Source organism: Alexandriicola marinus (assembly GCF_004000435.1).
GTDB lineage: Bacteria > Pseudomonadota > Alphaproteobacteria > Rhodobacterales > Rhodobacteraceae > Alexandriicola > Alexandriicola marinus.
On sequence record NZ_RBVZ01000010.1, the window covers coordinates 21,369 to 41,233 of the forward strand.

At 65.2% G+C, this 19,865-nt stretch carries 20 protein-coding genes; 10 read left to right on the plus strand and 10 right to left on the minus strand.

The window, feature by feature from the left end:
- Positions 1 to 71: 71 nt before the first annotated feature.
- From EP376_RS18715 to EP376_RS18725, 3 genes are all read right to left on the minus strand, one after another.
- Positions 72 to 1,103: an aldo/keto reductase gene (locus EP376_RS18715; RefSeq protein WP_127657158.1), complete on the minus strand. Its 1,032-nt coding sequence runs from the start codon at positions 1,101 to 1,103 to the stop codon at positions 72 to 74.
- A 131-nt stretch (positions 1,104 to 1,234) separates the two neighbouring features.
- Positions 1,235 to 2,785: an acyl-CoA dehydrogenase family protein gene (locus EP376_RS18720; protein WP_127657159.1), complete on the minus strand. Its 1,551-nt coding sequence runs from the start codon at positions 2,783 to 2,785 to the stop codon at positions 1,235 to 1,237.
- The gene (locus tag EP376_RS18725; protein ID WP_127657160.1) at positions 2,782 to 3,519 is read right to left on the minus strand and encodes an SDR family NAD(P)-dependent oxidoreductase; all 738 of its coding nucleotides are present in this window, start codon (positions 3,517 to 3,519) and stop codon (positions 2,782 to 2,784) included. Before EP376_RS18725 ends, EP376_RS18720 begins: the two co-directional genes overlap by 4 nt.
- 134 nt (positions 3,520 to 3,653) lie before the next feature.
- Between EP376_RS18725 and EP376_RS18730 the strand changes: the two genes are divergently transcribed.
- Genes EP376_RS18730 through EP376_RS18745 form a run of 4 tightly spaced genes read left to right on the plus strand, consistent with a single transcriptional unit; the run spans position 3,654 to position 6,950 of the window.
- The gene (locus EP376_RS18730) at positions 3,654 to 4,451 is read left to right on the plus strand and encodes a crotonase/enoyl-CoA hydratase family protein (protein ID WP_127657161.1); all 798 of its coding nucleotides are present in this window, start codon (positions 3,654 to 3,656) and stop codon (positions 4,449 to 4,451) included.
- Positions 4,448 to 4,924: a MarR family winged helix-turn-helix transcriptional regulator gene (locus EP376_RS18735; RefSeq protein ID WP_127657162.1), complete on the plus strand. Its 477-nt coding sequence runs from the start codon at positions 4,448 to 4,450 to the stop codon at positions 4,922 to 4,924. The genes EP376_RS18730 and EP376_RS18735 overlap by 4 nt, the downstream gene beginning before the upstream one ends.
- Positions 4,921 to 5,796 (plus strand): amidohydrolase family protein, encoded by an 876-nt coding sequence (locus tag EP376_RS18740; protein ID WP_127657163.1) that lies wholly within the window; start codon positions 4,921 to 4,923, stop codon positions 5,794 to 5,796. Before EP376_RS18735 ends, EP376_RS18740 begins: the two co-directional genes overlap by 4 nt.
- Before the next feature lie 29 nt (positions 5,797 to 5,825).
- Positions 5,826 to 6,950 (plus strand): MFS transporter, encoded by a 1,125-nt coding sequence (locus EP376_RS18745; protein WP_127657164.1) that lies wholly within the window; start codon positions 5,826 to 5,828, stop codon positions 6,948 to 6,950.
- An 11-nt stretch (positions 6,951 to 6,961) separates the two neighbouring features.
- Here the strand turns inward: EP376_RS18745 and EP376_RS18750 are convergent, their stop codons facing one another.
- The 5 genes from EP376_RS18750 to EP376_RS18770 form a co-directional block, all read right to left on the minus strand.
- Positions 6,962 to 8,341 (minus strand): ABC1 kinase family protein, encoded by a 1,380-nt coding sequence (locus tag EP376_RS18750; protein WP_338068411.1) that lies wholly within the window; start codon positions 8,339 to 8,341, stop codon positions 6,962 to 6,964.
- A gap of 62 nt (positions 8,342 to 8,403) precedes the next feature.
- Complete coding sequence (acuI, locus tag EP376_RS18755; protein ID WP_127657165.1) at positions 8,404 to 9,387, minus strand: acryloyl-CoA reductase; 984 nt, start codon at positions 9,385 to 9,387, stop codon at positions 8,404 to 8,406.
- Positions 9,388 to 9,398: 11 nt separating this feature from the next.
- On the minus strand, positions 9,399 to 10,508 hold the full coding sequence (locus tag EP376_RS18760; protein WP_127657166.1) for a dimethylsulfoniopropionate demethylase: 1,110 nt from the start codon (positions 10,506 to 10,508) through the stop codon (positions 9,399 to 9,401).
- A 46-nt stretch (positions 10,509 to 10,554) separates the two neighbouring features.
- The gene (locus EP376_RS18765) at positions 10,555 to 11,184 is read right to left on the minus strand and encodes a DUF1326 domain-containing protein (RefSeq protein ID WP_127657167.1); all 630 of its coding nucleotides are present in this window, start codon (positions 11,182 to 11,184) and stop codon (positions 10,555 to 10,557) included.
- 16 nt (positions 11,185 to 11,200) lie between these two features.
- Complete coding sequence (locus EP376_RS18770; RefSeq protein ID WP_127657214.1) at positions 11,201 to 11,944, minus strand: DUF2182 domain-containing protein; 744 nt, start codon at positions 11,942 to 11,944, stop codon at positions 11,201 to 11,203.
- A 78-nt stretch (positions 11,945 to 12,022) separates the two neighbouring features.
- Between EP376_RS18770 and EP376_RS18775 the strand changes: the two genes are divergently transcribed.
- From EP376_RS18775 to EP376_RS18800, 6 genes are all read left to right on the plus strand, one after another.
- Positions 12,023 to 12,757 (plus strand): FadR/GntR family transcriptional regulator, encoded by a 735-nt coding sequence (locus tag EP376_RS18775; protein ID WP_127657168.1) that lies wholly within the window; start codon positions 12,023 to 12,025, stop codon positions 12,755 to 12,757.
- 171 nt (positions 12,758 to 12,928) lie between these two features.
- Complete coding sequence (locus EP376_RS18780; RefSeq protein ID WP_127657169.1) at positions 12,929 to 13,774, plus strand: MurR/RpiR family transcriptional regulator; 846 nt, start codon at positions 12,929 to 12,931, stop codon at positions 13,772 to 13,774.
- A gap of 193 nt (positions 13,775 to 13,967) precedes the next feature.
- The gene (locus tag EP376_RS18785; RefSeq protein WP_127657170.1) at positions 13,968 to 14,948 is read left to right on the plus strand and encodes a TRAP transporter substrate-binding protein; all 981 of its coding nucleotides are present in this window, start codon (positions 13,968 to 13,970) and stop codon (positions 14,946 to 14,948) included.
- Between the two features lie 24 nt (positions 14,949 to 14,972).
- Positions 14,973 to 15,494, plus strand: coding sequence for a TRAP transporter small permease (locus EP376_RS18790; RefSeq protein ID WP_127657171.1), 522 nt, complete (start codon positions 14,973 to 14,975; stop codon positions 15,492 to 15,494).
- A complete protein-coding gene (locus EP376_RS18795) occupies positions 15,494 to 16,780 on the plus strand; it encodes a TRAP transporter large permease (RefSeq protein ID WP_127657172.1) in 1,287 nt (428 codons plus the stop codon). The genes EP376_RS18790 and EP376_RS18795 overlap by 1 nt, the downstream gene beginning before the upstream one ends.
- Positions 16,780 to 17,466 carry an aspartate/glutamate racemase family protein gene (locus tag EP376_RS18800; protein ID WP_127657173.1) on the plus strand — a complete coding sequence of 229 codons (687 nt, stop codon included), beginning with the start codon at positions 16,780 to 16,782 and terminating at the stop codon, positions 17,464 to 17,466. Before EP376_RS18795 ends, EP376_RS18800 begins: the two co-directional genes overlap by 1 nt.
- Positions 17,467 to 17,480: 14 nt before the next feature.
- Here EP376_RS18800 and EP376_RS18805 read toward each other — a convergent pair whose 3' ends face one another.
- Both EP376_RS18805 and EP376_RS18810 read right to left on the minus strand, forming a co-directional pair.
- Positions 17,481 to 18,770, minus strand: coding sequence for an amidohydrolase family protein (locus EP376_RS18805; protein WP_127657174.1), 1,290 nt, complete (start codon positions 18,768 to 18,770; stop codon positions 17,481 to 17,483).
- A gap of 11 nt (positions 18,771 to 18,781) precedes the next feature.
- Positions 18,782 to 19,864, minus strand: a complete 1,083-nt coding sequence (locus EP376_RS18810; RefSeq protein ID WP_127657175.1) for a BMP family ABC transporter substrate-binding protein — start codon at positions 19,862 to 19,864, stop codon at positions 18,782 to 18,784.
- Position 19,865: the final 1 nt, after the last annotated feature.

The window sequence follows — 19,865 nt, forward strand, 5'->3', positions numbered from 1 at the left end:
TGACATTCCGGGCAAGGGTAGCCCCGGGGCGGTGGCGCGCGCATCTGCGCCGCCCCGGGGGTGGGCTGGGCCTAGCGGCCGCCCTCGATCTTGCGGTTGCGCTGCTGATCGGCCTGCGTGCCATAGGGATAGACGTTGTGCTGCGGCGCGCTGATGGTGTTCAGGCGGGCCATCTCATCGTCAGACAGCTTGATTGCCGCCGCGCCCAGATTATCGGCCAGCTGGCTTCTGCTGCGCGCGCCCAGAAGGACGGATGTCACCGCGGGTTTCTGAGCGAGCCATGCCAGAGCGATCTGCGCCATCGACGCCCCGCGCGCCTCGGCGATCTCTTTCACGGTGTCGATGATCGCCCAGGTCCGTTCCTGCGAATTGCGCGGGCCATAGGCCTCCATTCCACGGTCGGGATTGTCGCCAAGCCGGCTGTCGCCCGTGGGCATCTCGTCCCGCTTGTATTTGCCCGTGAGCCAGCCGCCGCCCAGCGGCGACCACGGCAGAAGGCCGATGCCCGCATCCAGAGCGGCCGGCACGATCTCCCATTCGATGTCGCGGACCAGAAGATTGTATTGCGGCTGAAGCGTCACCGGGGCGCAGAAGCCATGCGCCTTGGCCACATGCACCGCCTTGGTCAATTGCCAGCCGAGGAAGTTGGAAAACCCGTAATAGCCGATCTTGCCCGCGCTGACGGCATCATCGAGGAACCTGAGGGTTTCCTCGATCGGGGTGAGCGCGTCCCATGCGTGCATCTGGTAGAGGTCGATATGTTCGACCCCAAGCCGCCGGAGCGAGGCGTCGAGCGCGCTGCGCAGGTGAACCCGCGACAGGCCGAGGTCGTTCGGGCCTTGCCCCATCGGGAAGCGCGCCTTGGTCGTCAGAACAACGCGCTTGGCGTCATCGGGGTGATCGTGAAGCCAGCGGCCGACGATCTCTTCGGACAGGCCTGCGCTATAGACATCGGCGGTGTCCATGAAATTCCCGCCGGCAGCAACATAATCACTCATCAGGTCACGGGACGTGGCTTCGTCGGCTTCGTCTCCGAATGTCATCGTGCCAAGGGCCAGATGCGAAACGACGGCGCCGCTGTTGCCAAGCTTACGATAATCCATGTTAGGGGTTCCTTCTCCTGGGTGGCCGACGGATGGCCGAAACGGCCAGGCACCGACCTTATCTGAGGTCGGAGCGGTTTCCTAGGGAGCCCGTGGCCATGGCGAGGGTCGTGGGGGCCGTTGTCAGTATATCAGAGCGCGCGGCGCGCGCGGCTCGCATGAAGCGCGAAAAGATCGGTCGCATCGTCAAGGCAGTACCGGGCATCCTCGGGCAGACGGGGGGCCAGCCATTCGGCAACCGCCAGCCAGCCCGCGCGCAGAACGGCATCGGCTGCGGCCTGTCGCCTGTCCGGGGCTGCTGTCCGGACCTGATCGACAAGGTCGGAAAAGGCCGTAGCCAGAGGCCCGGTTGCCCGTCTGAGGAACGCCTCGTATCCGGCAGGTTCACGCATCAGGCGCCGTTCGGTGAAATCGAGAGCCTGCATCCCTGTCGTGCCTTCATAGATCGCGGCCACGCGAATATCGCGCAGGGTCTGTTCCATGGGCCAGTCGCGGGTATAGCCCGCCCCGCCCAGAACCTGGATCCCGGCATGGGCCACATCGAACCCCGTTTCCGACCCGATGGCCTTGGCCAGCGGCAAGAGGAACTGGGCCAAGGCGGCGGCCTCGGGGTCGACCCTGGCGCGGTCGAGACAGGCCGCCAGTTGCAGGACCACGGCTCTCAGGCCTTCGGTCCGGCTGCGCATGATGTCCAGCTGGCGCCGGACGTCGGGATGGGTCTCGATCCGAACGGGCGGTTCGGTCGGCGCGCCGCCCTGCCGCCGGTCGGCGGCATAGGCCTCTGCGATATCGGTGGCGCGCGCGGCGGCGGCCAGGCCCTGGCAGGCGACCTGAAGCCGCATCATCGTGATCATGGTGAAGAGCTGGGGCAGGCCCCGTTCGGCGTTGCCCAGAAGCACCGCTTTGGACCCGTCGAACGACAGAGCACATGTGGGCGATCCGTGAAGGCCCAGCTTTTCCTCGATCCCGACCAGCGTGATGTTGTTGGGCGTTCCATCCTCGAGGTGACTTGGCACGAGAAAGAGGCTCAGCCCCCGCGTGCCCGGCGCGTCGCCGGTTCTCGCCAGCAGGCAATGACCGATCCGGGGCGCAAGGTCGTGATCGCCAAAGCTGATCCATTGCTTTGTGCCGGTTACGCGCCATTGATCGCCCTCGGGCGTTGCCCGGCTTCGCATGCGGCCCAGATCCGACCCGGCCTCGAGTTCGGAGATGCAGATCGTGGCGGCCCGCTCTCCTAAGAGGAGAGCCGGGATCCAGTCCGAGGCCACGTCGCGCGGCGCATGTTCAGCCAGCAGAACCGATGCCGAGGCGGTGGCGCCACAGGCCATCCCCAGCGCCAGTCCGGCCCTGTCGAACAGTGCGGTCGTCATCGCCTTGAGCGTGACGGGCAGGCCAGAGCCGCCGAATTCCTCGGGCTGGTCCAGCCCCAGCCAGCCGCCCTCGGCCATCGCCTGCCATGCCGCACCATAGCCCTGCGGCGTCAGGACCCGGCCATTTTCGATCCGGCACCCAAGACGATCCGCAACCGGGTCGAGCGGGGCAAGAACCTCGTCGGCCAGCCGGCCCGCCGCATCGAGGATCTGGCTCAGCATGTCGGTGTCGATATCGGGCCGCTCGTCTTGCGGCATCGCCGCCAGAGCCGCATGGAACCGGGCGATCTCGGCCTGCGATGACGGGATCATTTCGGGGCGAGCCGCGTTGCGCCATCAAGGCGGATCACCTCGCCGTTGAGATAGTCCATCTCGATGCAATACCGGACCGTCCGCGCGAATTCCTCGGGCTGGCCCAGCCGGTTGGGATAAGGAATGCTTGCCGCCAGTGCCGTCTGCGCCTCGGCGGGGAGGGTGCCCAGAAGCGGCGTCACGAAGATGCCCGGCGCGATCGTGTTGACCCGGATGCCAAAGCGGGCGAATTCGCGCGCCATCGGCAGGGCCATCGACACGATCCCGCCCTTCGAGGCCGCATAGGCGGCCTGACCGATCTGACCTTCGAACGCGGCGACCGAGGCGGTGTTGACGAAAGCGCCATCAAGGCCTGCCTCCGACAGGGCCGCCGCCGCAAGGCGGCAGACATTGAACGTGCCGATCAGATTGACGCGGATCACCTGTTCGAACGTCTCGAGGGGCATCGGTCCGTCGCGCCCGACGACCCGGCCCGCTGTGCCGATCCCGGCACAGTTCACCACGATCCGGGGCGGCGTTTCACCAGCGTCGATCGCGGCCTGGACGTCTTCGGATGAGGTCACGTCGCCGGGCATGGCGATCCCGCCGATCCCGCGTGCCAGCGCCACTGCCGAACCGCTGTCGCGGTCAAGGACGATCACCTGTGCACCCTGTTCCGCCAGCAACCGTGCGGTGGCGGCGCCGAGCCCCGATCCACCGCCTGTCACCAATGCCGTCTTTCCGGAAATTTCCATCCCGACACTCTCTTCCCGATGCGGCCCCCTGGATCGGGGCGGCCCGTCTGACGCTGCAATTTATTCGCTGGGAAATACTTTACGAGGAAACTATATGCAATTATATAATTCCTTCGTGAATGTAGGAGGATTGCATGACCAGGGCCGAAACAGGGGATTTCGTAACCTACGAAACCGACGGCGACATCGCGATCATCGGGTTGAATCGGCCGCACAAGCGCAATGCCGTCAGCGATCGTTTCGTCGAGGCAATCCACGATGCGGTGACACGCGCCTCGACCGAGGCGAGCGCGGCGGTGATCCACGGTCATGGTCCGCATTTCTGCGCGGGGCTCGACCTGTCGGAACATTCGGAAAAACCGCTGTTCGAGGCGGTAAAGGGATCGCGCCGCTGGCATGCCGTCTTTGACGGGATCGAGCGGGGCACCATTCCCTTTGTCTCGGCGCTGAGCGGCGCGACGGTGGGCGGCGGGTTCGAACTGGCGGCCGCCACCCATATCCGGGTGGCCGACAGCACCGCGTTCTTTGCGCTTCCCGAAGGGCAAAGGGGCATCTTCGTCGGCGGTGGCGGCTCTGTCCGGATCGCGCGGCTGATCGGGCCGGCGCGGATGGGTGACATGATGCTGACGGGCCGCGTTCTGGATGCGACCGAGATGGAACGGTGGGGCGGCGTGACCTACCTGGCCGAAGAAGGCGGCGCGCTGGAACGCGCCAAGGCGATCGCCTGGCGCATGGCCGAGAATGCCGAATTCACCAACTACGCCATCATCAATGCCCTGCCGCGGATTGCCGACATGTCATCGGAAGACGGGCTGTTCACTGAAAGCATGGTCTCGGCACTGGCCACGATGACCGATGATGCGCGCGACCGGCTGCGGGCTTTCCTGGAAAAGCGGGCTGCCAAGGTCGTGGCCCCCGGGCGCGATCAGTGACCGGGGTGGCGGCCCCGAATGCCGAAGAGGCGGTCTCGCTCGGCGAATTGGAGGAATCGCTGGGCTTCCTGCTTCGGATCGCACAGGTTCACGCCTTTCAGCGCTTCTATGACGCCTTCGGCGATGGCGGCCTGAGGCCCGGCGAGTTCTCGGTGATGTGGGTGATCCGGCTCAATCCCGGGGTCCGTCAGGGACTGTTGGCCGAAACGCTCGAGATCAAGCCCGCCCAGATGACGAAGATGGTCCGACGTCTTGAAGAACAGGGGCTGGTCCGAAGGGTGATCCCCGACTATGACCGACGGTCCGTCCAGCTTTTCCTGACAGGGCAGGGCGAGGCCTTTACCGAGGCGCATGGCGAGGCATTCTTCCACCATGACGACCATACCCACCTCGATCTGAGCGAACGGGAAAGCCACCAACTGGCGCATCTGCTGCGCCGCTATATCGGACTGAAGAAAGGGCCGGTCGAATGAATATCGACGATCTTGTCGCGATCGATTTCCATACCCACGCGGAAGAGCCCTGCTGCGGCCCGCGAGACGATGGATATGACGAGTTTCAGGCCGGCATGGCCGCCTATTTCCGCAACCCCGCGGGCGCCGAAGGAATGCTGCCGTCGGTTCAGCAAACCGCCCAGTATTTCCGCGAGCGCAAGATCGGCGCGGTCATTTTTCCGGTCGATGCAGAGCGCGAAACCGGGTTCCGCCGCTATTCCAACGAAGAGGTGGCGCAGATCGCCGCCGAGAACGACGACATCCTGATCCCCTTCGCCTCCATCGACCCGGCCAAGGGCAAGGCCGGCGCGCGCGAGGCGCGGCGGCTGGTCCGGGAATTCGGCGTGCGGGGGTTCAAGTTTCATCCCACGATGCAGGGTTTCTATCCCAACGAGCGCTGGGCCTATCCGCTTTACGAGGCCATCGCCGAGGAAGGCGCGATCATGCTGTTCCATACCGGACAGACCGGCGTTGGATCGGGCATGCGCGGCGGCATGGGGATGCGGCTGAAATTCTCGAACCCGGTGCATGTCGATGACGTGGCCGTCGATTTTCCAGATACGCCCATCGTGCTGGCCCATCCCAGCTTTCCCTGGACGGAAGAGGGGCTGATGGTCGCCCAGCACAAGCCCAACGTCTATATCGACATGTCGGGCTGGTCGCCGAAATACTTTCCCGACATCTTCGTCAAATACGCCAATTCGATCCTGAAGAAGAAAATGCTGTTCGGGTCCGACTGGCCGGCGATCACGCCCGATCGCTGGCTTGCCGATTTCGAGACGATCGGCATAAAGGACGAGGTGCGCCCGCTCATCCTGAAGGAAAATGCGCGGCGTATCCTCAAGCTGTAGTTCCGGCCCGAAACGAAGGACCCCCGCCCATGCTCACTCCTACCGCCCGCGTCATGGCGGCCTTCGTGCTGCACGCGACGACGGTGGGCGGGCTTTTCGTGCGTCTGCCGGAAATCCAGAAGGCGCTGGGCATCTCTGCCGGGATATATGGCCTTGTGCTTCTTGCGATGCCGGTCGGCGTGCTCCTGGGATCTGTCCTGATCCCCCGGCAGATCGACCGCTTCGGCCCGCGTCGACTGATCGCGGTGGGGCTGGTGGTGTCCACGGCGCTGCAGGTCGTGATCGCCCTGTCGGTCGATCCATGGTCGCTGTCGGCGATTCTTTTCGTCTATGGGCTTTTCTTCGCGGCGGGAAACGTCTCCGTCAACGTGGAGGCCAACAGCCACGAGCTCGCGACGGGCGAGGCGATCATGAGCCGATGCCACGGCTGGTGGGCGCTGGGCTTCCTTGCGATGTCGCTGATTGCAGCGGGCATCGTCCGGTTGGGGATCGCGCCGGTCTGGCAGTTCGCCGGCCATGCGGTGGCAATGGCCGGACTGGTCGCGCTGTTCATCCTGCCCATGGCCGACCGGCCACCCGCCGCAGGAGCGGCGCCCGCCCGGCGCTTTGCCGTGCCGGGGCGCGCGGTCCTCTTGATCGGGGCGTGGGCGCTGGCGGGTATCCTGATGGAGGGCACGACGCGCGGCTGGATCGTCATCTACCTGCGCGACGATTTCGGCGCGTCCGACGCGCTGGCCGCACTGGGGCTGCCCGCGGTGGTGCTGACGCAGACGGTGTTCCGCTTTGCCGGCGACGGGATGATCGCGCGGTTCGGCCTTGCGGCGGTCGGGCGGGTGTCGGCACTGGTGACGGCGCTGGGCATTCTGTTCATCGTCCTGTCGCCCAGCGTCCCGCTTGTCCTTCTGGGTTGCCTGCTGATCGGGGCGGGGATCGCGACCACCATGCCGCAGGCCTTCGCGGCCTCTGCCCGCGTGCCCGGCCGGCCGTCCGCCGAAAGCGTGGCGGCCTTTGCCGCGCTTTCGACGCTGGTCAACTTCATGGGGCCGCCGCTCTTCGGTGGGCTCGCGGAAGTGACGGGCCTTGCGGTGGCCTTCGCACTGGTGTTGCCGCTGACGGTGCTGTCCTTCGTCCTGTCGGGCCGTTTGCGCGCCTGATCAGCAGGGCGTCAGATGGCGGTCCAGCATCTGGCGCAGCGGCAGGCGGGCGCCCAGCCTGCTGCCCAACAGGAAGATGCCGCCGAACTTGCGCTGAAGATAGAGCACATCCATCGGCAAGAGCGGCGGCACATAGCCCGCCTCTGCCAGTGNTGAAGATAGAGCACATCCATCGGCAAGAGCGGCGGCACATAGCCCGCCTCTGCCAGTGCCATGCCCTCTGACTGCATCCGTCGCGACAGCGTGGTGTCGGTGAAATCGAATTCGCCCGGCGCATCCAGCGCCTCGAAGACCGTTTCGATCATCCGCCTGATCCGGGCCTGATGGTCGGGATTGCCATCGGGATCGAGAAATCCGATTTCGGTCGCAGCCTCGGCAAGACCCGCGCTGTCGCCCGCGAGCCCTGCGCCCATCAGGCGGCGATACAGATCGACCAGCCCGGGATCGAGGGGGCGGGTCGCGCCGAAATCCAGAAGAACGATCCGGCCGCTGTCCTTTTCGATCCGGTAATTGGCGAAATTCGGATCGCTTTGCATGACGCCGAAATCGAACAATTCGCGCAGCATCAGATCGACCAGATCATGTGCGATCCGGTTGCGCGTCTCGGGCGGGGCCGTCTCAGCGCTCTCGATCGGGTCGCTGTCGATATAACTCATGGCGAGGATGTTCGGCGTGCTCCAGTCGTCGTGGAAGATCGGCAGGGTGAACCGTGGATCATCGGACAGGCGGGCGCCGAAATCCGCCAGATGCGCGCCTTCGCGGGCGTAGTCGGTTTCCTCGTGGAGCTGGCGGCGGGCCTCGTCGAGATAGGGGCGCAGCTCGAACCCCTTGGGCAGCAATCCCGACAGGCGCACCAGCGCGCCCACGTTCGCCACATCACTATCGATGCTGCGGGCGACGCCGGGGTATTGCACCTTGATCGCCAGATCGCGCCCGTCGCGCATCCGCGCCCGGTGGACCTGCCCGATGGACGCCGCGGCGATGGGGCGGACATCGAACCTTTCGAACCGGCGCAGCCAGTCTGCCCCCCATTCGGCAGTCAGCACCTTCTTGAGCTGCGCGGGCGGCATGAAGTGCGCGTCGTCGCGCAGGCGGGCGAGGATGTTCGACAGTTCGGGGGGAAGCACCTCGCCCGTATCCATCGACAGAAGCTGGCCCACCTTCATCGCCGCGCCGCGCATATGCGCCAGTTCGTCGGCAAGCCGCTGGAGGTTCCCCGGCGTGATCAGCAGGCTGCGCCATTCGGGCCGCGTGCCGCGGCCCAGCTCGCGGATGCCGCCCAACGCGGCATTGCCCGCGATCCCGCTCGCCATCGACCCCAGCCGCGCGAAACGCGCGATGCGGCCGGATGGAACGCGCAGGGCGCGCGCCTGCGAGGGGCGATCTGTCATGGGCGGGGCTCCGGGTTCACTGTCGGGGAAGTAACCCGTAGCCCCGCCTGTTCAACCGGCCGTCAGGCCGTCACGTCGACGACCACCCGGCCCTTGACCTGACCCTTGAGGATATCGGCGCCCAGCCCGGGTAGATCGGCCAGCGTGGCGGGTTGGATCATCGTGTCGAGCTTGTCCATCGGAAGGTCGCGGGCGATCCGTTCCCATGCGCGCAAGCGATTCTCATAGGGCTGCATCACGCTGTCGATGCCCAGAAGGTTCACGCCGCGCAACAGGAAGGGCACGACAGTCGCGGGCAGGCTCGCGCCACCGGCAAGCCCCACCGCCGCGACGCTGGCGCCATATTGCATCTGGCCCAGAACGCGGGCGAGCATCGCTCCGCCCACTGCATCGACGCAGCCGCCCCATGTTTCGGCCTCGAGAGGGCGCTTGACCGTTTCGGCCAGGTCCTCGCGCGGAACGATCTGCGCGGCGCCGAGGGATTTGAGGTAATCCCCGGTCTCGGGCCGGCCTGTCACGGCGGCGACGTGATGGCCCAGATTGGCAAGGATCGCCGTCGCGACCGAACCCACACCACCCGCGGCGCCGGTTACAAGGACGGGTCCGTCCTTGATCCCGTGGTCCTCGAGCGCCATCACGGCCAGCATCGCGGTGAACCCGGCGGTGCCCACGGCCATGGCCTGCCGGGTGGTCAGGCCTTCGGGCAGGGGTACCAGCATGTCGGCGATGACGCGGGCCTTTTCGGCATAGCCGCCCCAGCGGTTTTCGCCCACGCGCCAGCCCGTCAGAACAACCTTGTCGCCCGGTTTGTAGCGGGCATCATCCGAGGCTTCGACCGTGCCTGCGAAGTCGATCCCCGGCACATGCGGGTAGTTGCGCACCAGACCGCCGCCCGGCCCGATGCAGAGCCCGTCCTTGTAATTCACGGTGCTGTATTCGACGGCAACGGTCACGTCGCCTTCGGGCAGCCTGTCTTCGGCAATCTCCTGCACGGAGGCGGAGGTTTTGCCCTCGTCATCCTTTTCGACGATCAATGCCTTGAACATGTGGGTAGTCCTCAATTCCAGAATGTTTCATTCACGCGGGCCTGCCGCGGGCCTTCGGGCGTGTCGACGATCAGTTCGGTTCCTGCGTCCCAATGGGTCATCCGGACCATGCCGATCGCGACATTCGTGTCGAAATCCGGCGACCATGCCGCCGACGAGACGCGCCCCACGACCTTGTCCCCGGCTCTCAGAGGCCAGAAGCGGTCACACAGGGGCACGCGATCCCCGTCGATCGAGATGGCCCGTATCTGCTTGACCGGGCCTTCCTTTGCAACCCGAAGGAGCGCATCGCGCCCGATACAGCCGATCGCCGTCTGCGTATTGCAGAACCGCCCCAGCCCGCATTCGTGCGGCGTGTTGTCGTCGGTCATGTCGTTGCCATAGGACAGAAGCCCGCTTTCGACCCTCTCGATCAGGTTGGGGCAGCCGGCATGAACATCCATCCCGCGACCCGCCTCCATCAGCGCATTCCAGAGCGGCATGCCGAGGTCTTCGCCCTCGACATAGATTTCGAACCCGCCCTGCTTGGAATAGCCCGACCGGGCGACGACCATGTCGCGCCCCTCGAAATCCAGATGCATGAACCGGAAGAACCGGATGTCGCGCACCACGTCGCCAAATACGGCGGCCATCAGATCATCGGCGCGCGGCCCCTGCACGGCCAGTGGCGAGACATCGGGCTCGTCGACCAGAACATCAAGCCGATATCCGTAGGCCAGCCCCTTGATCCAGTAGAGCAGATCACTGTCGGCGATGGAGATCCACCACCGGTCTTCGGCGAGCTTGACCGCGACCGGATCGTTGAGCATCCCGCCCGTCTCGTCGACGATGGGAATGTAATAGCATTGCCCCGGCAGCATCGGGCGCAGGTCGCGCGGTGTGAGGATCTGAACCAGCCGCCCGGCATCGGGCCCGCGCAGTTCGACCTGCCGTTCGCACGCGACGTCCCATATCTGGACGGCCTCCTTCAGGTGGCGGTAATCCTCTTCGACCGAGCGGAACACCGTCGGCAGAAGCATGTGGTTATAGACGGTGTAGGCCTTGACGCCCGCGGCCTCCACACCGTCGGAAAACGGGGTGCGCCGAACCCTGCGGGAAGGGGAGAGAAGAGCCGTTCGCATGACTGCGCGATCTCCTGAATCGGGGTTGATGGGAAAAGCCGGACCGTCAGTTCGGTCCGCGCCAGTCGATCTGGCAAATCTCGGCCGAGCGGCCGTCGAAATCCCAGACCCGGCCATAGGCGCGCACGCGGCCCTTGGTGGCGGTGGCGACGGTGATATCGGGGCCCATCCAGTAATCGGTGTTCTGCACGACCGTTTCCTGCCCCTTTGCGTTGGTCACAGGCACGATCTCGCCCTGGATCTTCTTGCCGACCATGAGCCGGCGGGCGTTGCCCTCGGTCTCGAAGGTGACGGGCGCGCGTTCGGCGCCCAGAAACTCGCTCACCAGCATCCCGAAAAGCCCCGTGGTGCCGCGCGCCGCGCCCGAGAAGATCGCCACCAGCGCGTCATAGGCGGCCTCGCTGGCGCGGTCGTCGATATAGGCGGCGGCCTTCCAGTTGCCGCGACCCATATTGCCGGGGATATCCATGATCAGCCCGACGTTCAGGCCCGACAGGCTTTCGTCGCCAAAGGCGCCCTCGTCGATGCGGATCCCGACCCACGCCTGGCAATAGCCTTCGGTCGGCGGATGCTTTCCAAGGCTTACCACGCAGGGGCAGAAGACGGTGCAATTGCAGTTCAGGATCAGCTCTCCCTTGAGCGTCCAGTCGGGGATGGTCGCGGCGTCGAGTGGCATGGTGGTTTCCTCCGGGTCAGAACAGGGGCAGGGCGAGGCCCGCGCCGATCAGCGCGACGCCAAGCGGGCGTGTCATGTGGCGCCCGATCTCGGGCAGTTTTTCGAGTGTCATCAGCACGAGGGCGAGGCCCATGAACACAAGGTTCATCGTCCCGCCCACGAACCCCAGCGCCATCAGCGCCCAGCAGCAGCCAAGACAATCGAGCCCGAGGCGCAGGCCGTTGCGGAACGGGCCCTCGTCCCAGTGCTGCATGAAAAATGTGAGCGGCGCGCGGCAGCGCGACAGGCAGGCCTCTTTCAACGCGCTGAACTGGTACAGCCCCGCGCCGATCAGAAGCGTCATGGTCAGCGGCACCGACAGGCTTTGTCCGAGGCTTCCGATCAGGCCTGCGCGGAACAAGGTCACTTGCGCGGCCGCTGCAAGGACCGAAAATCCGAGCCAGACCGCGAGATATCCCCCGACGAGCCGCCAGAACCCCGTCGCCGCCACGTTGGACAAATCGTCATAGGTGGCCAGCGCAGGAAGGATCGTCGGCGCCATCATCGCGGCGCTCATCAGCGCCCACATGGCCAACGATGCCGGATAGCTTTGGGCGCCCAAAGCGCCACCGCAAAGGAACTCGATGATCGAGGCGCCGTAGGTCGCCTCCAGAGACCGGAGCTCTGCCGGGATCGCCATGGCAAACAGTGCTGCCCAGCAGACCAGAAGCCCGCCAAAAAATGCGAGCCAATGTGCCCGGCCGAGCGATCTGATACGCATTGCGAGCAAGGCTGCGCTCCTCCTTGCAACCGGCCTCCGACTTGATTTTAAAATGCCTGACATTTAAATGTATGACAAATGAAAAAAGACAAACGAAAACAACAGCCGGATCTGCCGGCCCAGATCGCCAAGGCCCTCAGGGACGCGATCCTGTCGGGGGAGCTGACCGCCGATGACCGGCTTCCGTCCGAATCGGATCTGGCCGAGACCTTCGAGGTGTCGCGCCCGACGGTGCGCGAGGCGCTCAAGCGGCTGGCTGCGCAATCGCTGATCCGGACGGAACGCGGCGCCTTTGGGGGCGCCTTCGTGCGGCGGCTGTCCTATCCCGAGGCGCAGTCGCTCCATGCGACGACGTCGACCCTGCTTCTGTCGATCAACGAGGTCAGCTTCGAGGTCGCCTGCGAGGCGCGCTATGCCATGGAGAAGTCCTGCACCGCGCTTGCGGCAGAGCGGCGCAGCAGCGATGACCTTGCCGCCATGCGCGCCGAGATTCACCGTCAGGGCCAGCCGGGGCTGAGCGACGAGGCGTTCTGCGCCTCGGACGTGGCGCTGCACCGCGCGCTTGTCGATGCGGCGGGCAATCCGATCCTGTCCTATCAGCTGGCAGGCGCGGTCGAGGCAATGCAGCCCCTGATGAACATGATCACGTTCTCCGCGCGGTCGCGCGAACAGATCGTGCTGCTCCACACGAGGCTGACCGATGCGATCGAGGCACAGGATCCGCTTGCGGCAGACCTGATCCTGACCGAACTGGAGCGCTATACGCTCGAGTTGGGTCGAAAGTTCATCGACGCGCGCAACATGGCTGTCTGATGAGGCCTGCCCATTGGCCGGTGCCCCGATATCCAGAGGTGTTCTGGTTCCTCGACAGGTGATCGGCGCGCCCTGCCGGACCGTTCCGATCCCCTGGCATTGGCGCGATTGCGCGGGGGCGGCATTTCGGTCGCTTGTCAGGGTCCGCCGTGAAAGATACTTTTCACCGTCATGGCCTCTGATCCCTCCACCTCCTTCGTCTCGCGCGTGCAATCGGCGCTCGAGACCCTGCATCCGTCGGAACGGCGGCTCGCCGAGGCGATCCTGAATTTCCCCGGCCAGATCGCCAGCTATACGGCAACTGAGCTGGCGCAGATGGCCGGCGTCTCGAACGCGACAGTCACCCGGTTCGTGCGCAAGATCGGCTATGGCTCCTTCGAGGAGGCCCGGCAGGCCGTCCGGTCTGAACAAAGCGCAGGTGCCGCCTTGTTTCGCGTGGACGGCGCCGGAGACGAGTTGAAGACCGAACTTGCCGGCCATCTCGAGCAATCCCTTGTCAATCTCGAGCAGACCCTGTCGCTGGTTGAACCGGGCACGCTCGATGCGCTGGTCGACCGGATGCTGAACGCACCGCGCCTGTGGGTTCTGGGGTTCCGGGCCGGGCAATCCTTTGCGCGCTATCTGGGCTGGCAGGTCCTGCAGGTGCGGTCGGAGGTGACGGTTCTGCCCCGGGACGGCGAAACGCTGGCCGAAAGCGTCGCGGCGATCCAGCCCGAAGACTGCGTTATCCTGTTCGTGTTGCGCCGCCCGCCACGCATCGTCGTGGACCTGCCCGAACAGCTGCGGGCAACCGGGGCATCGGTCGCGCTGATCGGGGATCTCCCGGGGCTGCAGGACCTGCCGTCGCGCTGGCGGGTGGCCTGTGCCACGGGGAGTTCGGGGCCGCTGTTCAACCATGTCGGCGTCATGGCGATCTGCAACCTGCTGGCCTCCCGCGCGGTTGAACAGATGGGCCCCGAGGCGCGGCGGCGACTCAGCCGTATCGAGAGCCTGCACGAGACGCTGGGGGAGCTTTGAGGCCGCGACAGGCGTCAAGGACCCGCAAAACAGACTATCAGATCATCCGGGATGCTGCCGAAAATCCGGGCACTTCATGTCTGGGTGGACGATCTGCTGTGAAAACATGTTTTCATGATCGGTTTCTGTGAAAATCTCATTGCATGAAGTTTTCGTCCGATTATCAGTCATCCCATCCGAAAGGACTGCACTCATGAAGACACTGAGAAATTCCGTTTTCGCCGGCGCACTGGCCGCCCTTGTTCCCGCCATCGCATCCGCTCAGGCGGTCTTGCAGATCAACTCCTCCCTGCCCGAAGGCTCCTTCGCGCATGTGTTCCTTCTGGAATACGAAGAGCGCCTCGAAGCCGCCGCCCCCGGGGAGATCGACGTGCAGATCTTCATGTCGAACACGCTGGGCAAGGAAGAAGACGTGCTTCAGGGCCTTGGCCTCGGCACGCATCACGCCTCTCTCTCTGCCTCGGCGGTCTCTCAGATCAACACGCGCACGGCGATTTTCGATCTGCCCTACCTCTTTGAGGATCGCGCCGCCGTGCAGGCCTTTGCCGCCAGTCCCGCGGGCGAGATGCTGGCAGAGGGGTTCGAAGGCTCGGGCATGGTTCTGGCCGCGATGTGGGATAACGGCTTCCGTCAGATCACCAACAACGTGCGTCCGATCGTGACACCAGCCGATCTTGACGGCCTCAAGATCCGGACGCCGACGAGCCGCCAGCGGGTCGAGATGTTCAACACGCTGGGCGCCAATGCGACGCCCTTGTCCTTCGGCGAGGTCTATTCCGCGCTCGATCAGGGCACGATCGATGGGCAGGAAAACCCGGCGAACGTCGTCGATACGGCCAAGCTGTTCGAGGTGCAGGGCTACATGTCGCTGTCGAACCACGTCTATCTGCCGACCTTCCTCGTCTTCGGGGAGCCCTATCTGGCCAGCCTCGATCCCGAATTGCGCGAGACCGTCTTTGACGTCGCGCAGGAGTTGTCGGCCTGGACGTTCGAATGGGGCGAAACCACCGATACCGAGACGATCGCCGCCCTGTCCGACAAGATCGCGGTCAACGAGATCGACTTCGCGGCGTTCCAGGCGGCTTCCGCGCCGCTTTACGAAAGCCCGACCTTCGTCGACGTGATCGGCGCCGACATGATCGCCGCGACCAAGACCGCATTGGGTATCGAATAAGCGATAGAGAAGGGCAGGCACGTCATGGACAGGATTGCAGGATATATCGAATGGGTCGACGGGGTCATATCCCGCGCGCTCGATATCCTTGTCGTCGCCATGGCGGGCCTGCTTCTGCTGCTGCTGAACTGGGCGGTCTTCGCCCGGTTCATCCTCAATGACAGCGTCTCGTGGGGGGAGGAACTGCCGGCCCATATTCTGGCGGCCCTCACCTTCATCGGGGCGGCATATCTCACGCGGACAAACGAACATCTGGGGTTCGATGCGGTCCTTCGGGTCATGCCGGACGGTCTGCAACGGGTCGTCACGGCGATCAACCTGATCCTGATGGGCGGGTTCGGCGCGCTGATGGCATGGTATGGCGGGATCGCGGCCCAGAGTTTCGCGGGCCGTGCGCTGATCTCGGTCGACCTGCCGATGACGCTCTTTCGTGGTGCGATGCCCGTGGGCGGGGCGCTGATCTTCCTGTTCTGCGTGGTCCGGCTTGCCGGTATCCTGACCGGCCGGATCGATCCGAAATCCCTTTTGCCAGAAAGCGACGCGTGATGTTTCTCGATCCCGGCTGGATGATCCTGATCCTGCTTGTCGTCCTGCTGATCGCGGGCCTGCCGATCGCCTTTGTCTTGGGCGTGACGGCGGCGACGATGATCCTTCTCGATCCGGCCGTCGTGCCGCAGATCATGGGGCTGATCCCGTTCGGCGGGGCAAACAACTACCTTCTGGTCGCGGCGCTGCTGTTCATGATCGCAGGCGAGATCATGAACCAAGGCCGCATCGCGGAAAAGCTGATCGCCTTTGCGTCCTCGTTGGTGGGTCACATCCGGGGCGGCCTCGCGCATGTCAACATTCTGACATCGCTGTTCTTTTCCGAAATCTCCGGCACCGCGACCTCGGATGCGGCGGCGATCGGATCGGTGATGATCCCGCAGATGCGCAAGCGCGGCTACCCGGCGGCCTTTGCCGCGGCCGTCACCTCGACCTCGGCCACGATGGCGATCATCGTGCCGCCCAGCCTGAACCTGATCCTTTACGCCTATGTGGCGAACGCCTCCATCGCCGAGCTGTTCGCAGCCGGGATCGTGCCGGGCATCCTCGTCTGCGCGCTGCTGATGGGGACGGCCTATGTCATTGCGGTGAGACGGGGCTATCCGACGGAGGGGGCGTTCTCCTTTGCCCGGGTGGCCGAGACCGGGAAAGAGGCCCTGATCCCCCTGACCCTGCCGGTTCTTGTTCTGGTGGGGATCCTCGGCGGCATCTTTACCGCGACCGAGGCCGGTGCCATCGCGGCGTTCTGGTCGATCGTGCTGGCCGCCCTTGTCTACCGGACGGTCAGGCTCGGCACGCTGGTCGATACGCTGCGGGTTGCCGGTAAACGCTCGGCGATGCTGATGTTCATCGTGGCGACATCGACGCTGCTGGGCTGGTATCTGACCAACCAGCGCATCCCGCAGGACATCGCCGAGGCGATCCTCGGCATCTCGGACAGCTACTGGGTCGTTCTTCTGGCGATCAACGTGTTCTTCCTGCTGGCCGGCACGATCATCCATGGCACCCCCGCAATCCTGATGCTGGTGCCGATCTTCCTGCCGCTGGCCGATCAGCTGGGCATCGACCGGGTGCATTTCGGTCTGATCCTGACGATCAACCTCGGTATCGGGCAACAGACGCCGCCCGTCGCCTCGGTCGTTCTGATCACCTGTGCAATCGCCAAGATTTCCATCGCCAAGATCATCCCGTCGATGCTGTGGTTCATCGGCGCGATGCTTGTCGCCCTTCTTCTGATCAATGTCTTTCCCGCGCTGTCGCTGTGGCTGCCCTCGGTGATCGTGTGATGCGGCTTCTGATCGTCAATCCCAATACTTCCCCTGGCGTGACGGCGCGGATCGGCGCCGCCGCGCAGGCGGTGGCGCGTCCCGGCGATGCGTTCCGGACGGTGCCCGCGGCGCATGGCCCCCGGCTGATCGTCGATGCGGCCGATGCCGCACTGGCCGAAAAGGGCGTTCTGGACGCGGTCGCTGCCCATGCCGCGGGAGTCGACGGCATCGTTCTGGCGTCGTTCGGGGATACCGGTGCCATTGCGCTGCGGCGGCTCTATCCCCGGATCGCGATTCTCGGCATCGCCGAGGCCGCTTTTGACGACGCGCGCCGGATCGGTGGGACCTTCGCCATCGTCAGCTTTGCCCCCGAAGTGGCACCGCCGCTTCGGATGATGGCCGAACGCTACGGGATGGGCGGGGCCTTGGCCGCTATGCGGACACTGCCCGGGCCGCTGGTTCACGATCCCGCCGATGTGGCCGACGCCTTGCGGGCGCCGATCCTCGATCTGTGCCTGTCCTGCGTGTCCGATGGGGTCGACAGTATCGTTCTGGGGGGCGGGCCCTTGGCAGGGCTGGCGGGCGATCTGGCCTCCGAATGCCCGATCCCCCTGATCGACGGCACGCAGGCCGCGATTTCGAGGATGCGCGAGGTGTTGGAGAGTTCCCGATCCGGCGCCAGCCTGTCCGCCCGGCAGGAGTGAGCGGGCAACGGGTGCTAGACTTCGCGCCCCGCAACCCAGGTGCGTTGGATATCGGCGGGCTGGGCGCACATCAGGATCTGCTGGAGCAGGTTGTCGTCCGACATCGGCTGAAGCGCCGGTTCTGGCGGCCGGATCAGGACGGCATCGAATTGCCGGCCCTCGGCGAAGAAGCCCACCGGTAGATCGAGGACATCCGCGCCCCCGGTCGTCGCAAGCCAGAACGCATCCCGGAAATCGATCCGGCTGCCGGGGCGGCCACGGTCGGCGGCGGGCCGGTCAGGATCGACCCCGCTCTCGAGCATTCGCGACGCCGTCACCGCGTTGCGCGCCACGTCGAGCAGAAAATCGCTCGGCCCGCCCGAGATATCGGTGCCAAGGCCCACCCGCACCGATTTCTCGAGAGCGCGGCGCAACGGGAACGCAGCCCCCGCGAAATAGCTGTTCGACAGCGGACAATGCGCGACGCCCGATCCGCGCGCGCGGATCAGGTCCATGTCGACGCCGTCGATGAACCCGGAATGGGCAAGGACCGTGCGCCGTGTCAGCAGTCCGAAATGGTCGAGGGCATGGGTATCGCTCATGCCGCATCGGTCGAGCACGTGGGTATGCTCCCAATCGCTCTCCGAGCAATGGGTCTGCACCGGTGCGCCGGTCTCGGCCGCAAGGCGGCCCAGACCTTTCAGCGCCTCGTCGGTGCAGCCGGGAATGAAGCGGGGGGTGACGACGGGCTCCACGAGGCTGTTGCCGGGCAGGGCGCGGACGGCGTCGATGAAATCGGCAGTGTCGCGGATCGCCGTTTCGGGATCGGCATCGCGATAATACTCGGGGCAGCCTTCGGGGTGGTCCATCGCGACGCGGCCCACCAGCGCGCGCTGCCCCAGTGCAAGGCAGGTCTCGGCCAGCCTGAGGCTGGCGGGGCCATGGATCGTTGCGAAATAGACCGCCGTCGTGGTGCCATTGGCCAAGAGCCGCCGGACCAAGGCGTCATAGACACGGGTCGCGAAATCAAGATCGGCGTAGCGCGCCTCGAGCGGGAAGGTATAGCGAAAGAGCCATTCCTCGAGCGGCACGTCGAGCGCGGTTCCCAACTGGGGGAACTGCGGTGCATGGATGTGCAGATCGACCAGACCGGGGATCAGCACACCGTGAGCGCGCAGGTCGACAAGATCGGGTGGCGCCGTGTCAGGACAGGGCGCCACCGACAGGATCGCACCGTCATCCCCCACGGAAAGGAGCGCATCGGGGATGCGCTCGATCCGGCCCCGTTCGGGGCTGTGAAAGATGTCGGCGCGAAAGGCCTGCATCGGAACCGCCCTTACTGGGGCAGATTCGTGGCGACGCCCGAAACGAGCCAGTCGATCCCCAGAAGGGCGCCGTCCTCGATCACTTCGCCGTCGGCGAGCCGCTCGGTCCCGGCCTGATCGACGATCGGTCCGGTCAGCGGGTGGAACTCGCCGGCACGCAGGGCGGCGCTGGCCTCTTCGATCTTTGCCATCGTCTCGTCCGAGATGGCATCGGCCCAGCTGCGCACATCGACCGTGCCGTCGGCCATGCCGCCCCAGAAGGCAGAGCCTTCGAAGGTGCCGTCAAGCGTGGCCTGCACGCTTTCGACGAAGTAGCTTTCCCAATCCGCAACCTGCGAGGCCAGAAGCCAGTTCGGGGCATATTCCTTCATGTCGGAGGAGGTGTTGATGACCCAGACACCCTCTTCCTCGGCCACGGTCACGACGGACGGCGTGTCCTGGTAGAGCGAATAGATCACGTCGGCTTCCTGCGCCATCAGGGCGCGGGCGCTTTCCTGCGCTTTCGGCGGGTCGAACCAGGAGTTCAGCCAGACGACGCGAACGGTGGCGTCGGGATTGATCTCCTGAATGCCGAGCGTGAAGGCATTGATCATGCCGATGACTTCGGGGATCGCATAGGCCGCGACGATACCGATCGTGTCGGTCTCGGTAACGTCACCGGCGGCCATGCCCACGAGGTAGGAGCTTTCGTAGTTCCGGCTCTGGAAGTTGCCGAAATTGGGCGCGACCTCGTAGCCGGAGGCATGGATGAAGGTCATGTCCGGGTTCCGCTGCGCAAGCGTCAGACCGTCGTTCATATAGCCGAACGAGCCCAGCATGATCATGTCTGCGCCCTGTGCCGCCATCTGGTTCATGATGCGGGCCGCGTCGGGGCCTTCGGGCACGTTCTCGACAAACAGCGTGCGGACCTGATCGCCGAAATGCTCTTCCACGGCGAGGCGGCCGTTGTTCAGTTCGGCGGCCCAGCCGACATCGGCCACGGGCGAGGGGTAGATGAAGCCGATGGTCAGCGGATCCTGCGCCACGGCCGGGACGGCCAGAAGCGTGGTCGCGGCGGCGGCAAGGCCGGTGCGAGAAAGGAAGTTTGGCAGCATG

What these genes read in the sequence shown, in the direction of transcription:
- EP376_RS18725 (WP_127657160.1), bottom strand. Translation starts at nt 3,519, where the DNA reads ATGGAAATTTCCGGAAAGACGGCATTGGTGACAGGCGGTGGATCGGGG.
- EP376_RS18720 (WP_127657159.1), bottom strand. Translation starts at nt 2,785, where the DNA reads ATGATCCCGTCATCGCAGGCCGAGATCGCCCGGTTCCATGCGGCTCTG.
- EP376_RS18775 (WP_127657168.1), top strand. Translation starts at nt 12,023, where the DNA reads ATGAAAAAAGACAAACGAAAACAACAGCCGGATCTGCCGGCCCAGATC.
- EP376_RS18785 (WP_127657170.1), top strand. Translation starts at nt 13,968, where the DNA reads ATGAAGACACTGAGAAATTCCGTTTTCGCCGGCGCACTGGCCGCCCTT.
- EP376_RS18740 (WP_127657163.1), top strand. Translation starts at nt 4,921, where the DNA reads ATGAATATCGACGATCTTGTCGCGATCGATTTCCATACCCACGCGGAA.
- EP376_RS18730 (WP_127657161.1), top strand. Translation starts at nt 3,654, where the DNA reads ATGACCAGGGCCGAAACAGGGGATTTCGTAACCTACGAAACCGACGGC.
- EP376_RS18715 (WP_127657158.1), bottom strand. Translation starts at nt 1,103, where the DNA reads ATGGATTATCGTAAGCTTGGCAACAGCGGCGCCGTCGTTTCGCATCTG.
- EP376_RS18800 (WP_127657173.1), top strand. Translation starts at nt 16,780, where the DNA reads ATGCGGCTTCTGATCGTCAATCCCAATACTTCCCCTGGCGTGACGGCG.
- EP376_RS18745 (WP_127657164.1), top strand. Translation starts at nt 5,826, where the DNA reads ATGCTCACTCCTACCGCCCGCGTCATGGCGGCCTTCGTGCTGCACGCG.
- EP376_RS18805 (WP_127657174.1), bottom strand. Translation starts at nt 18,770, where the DNA reads ATGCAGGCCTTTCGCGCCGACATCTTTCACAGCCCCGAACGGGGCCGG.
- EP376_RS18795 (WP_127657172.1), top strand. Translation starts at nt 15,494, where the DNA reads ATGTTTCTCGATCCCGGCTGGATGATCCTGATCCTGCTTGTCGTCCTG.
- EP376_RS18780 (WP_127657169.1), top strand. Translation starts at nt 12,929, where the DNA reads ATGGCCTCTGATCCCTCCACCTCCTTCGTCTCGCGCGTGCAATCGGCG.
- acuI (WP_127657165.1), bottom strand. Translation starts at nt 9,387, where the DNA reads ATGTTCAAGGCATTGATCGTCGAAAAGGATGACGAGGGCAAAACCTCC.
- EP376_RS18770 (WP_127657214.1), bottom strand. Translation starts at nt 11,944, where the DNA reads ATGCGTATCAGATCGCTCGGCCGGGCACATTGGCTCGCATTTTTTGGC.
- EP376_RS18760 (WP_127657166.1), bottom strand. Translation starts at nt 10,508, where the DNA reads ATGCGAACGGCTCTTCTCTCCCCTTCCCGCAGGGTTCGGCGCACCCCG.
- EP376_RS18810 (WP_127657175.1), bottom strand. Translation starts at nt 19,864, where the DNA reads ATGCTGCCAAACTTCCTTTCTCGCACCGGCCTTGCCGCCGCCGCGACC.
- EP376_RS18790 (WP_127657171.1), top strand. Translation starts at nt 14,973, where the DNA reads ATGGACAGGATTGCAGGATATATCGAATGGGTCGACGGGGTCATATCC.
- EP376_RS18765 (WP_127657167.1), bottom strand. Translation starts at nt 11,184, where the DNA reads ATGCCACTCGACGCCGCGACCATCCCCGACTGGACGCTCAAGGGAGAG.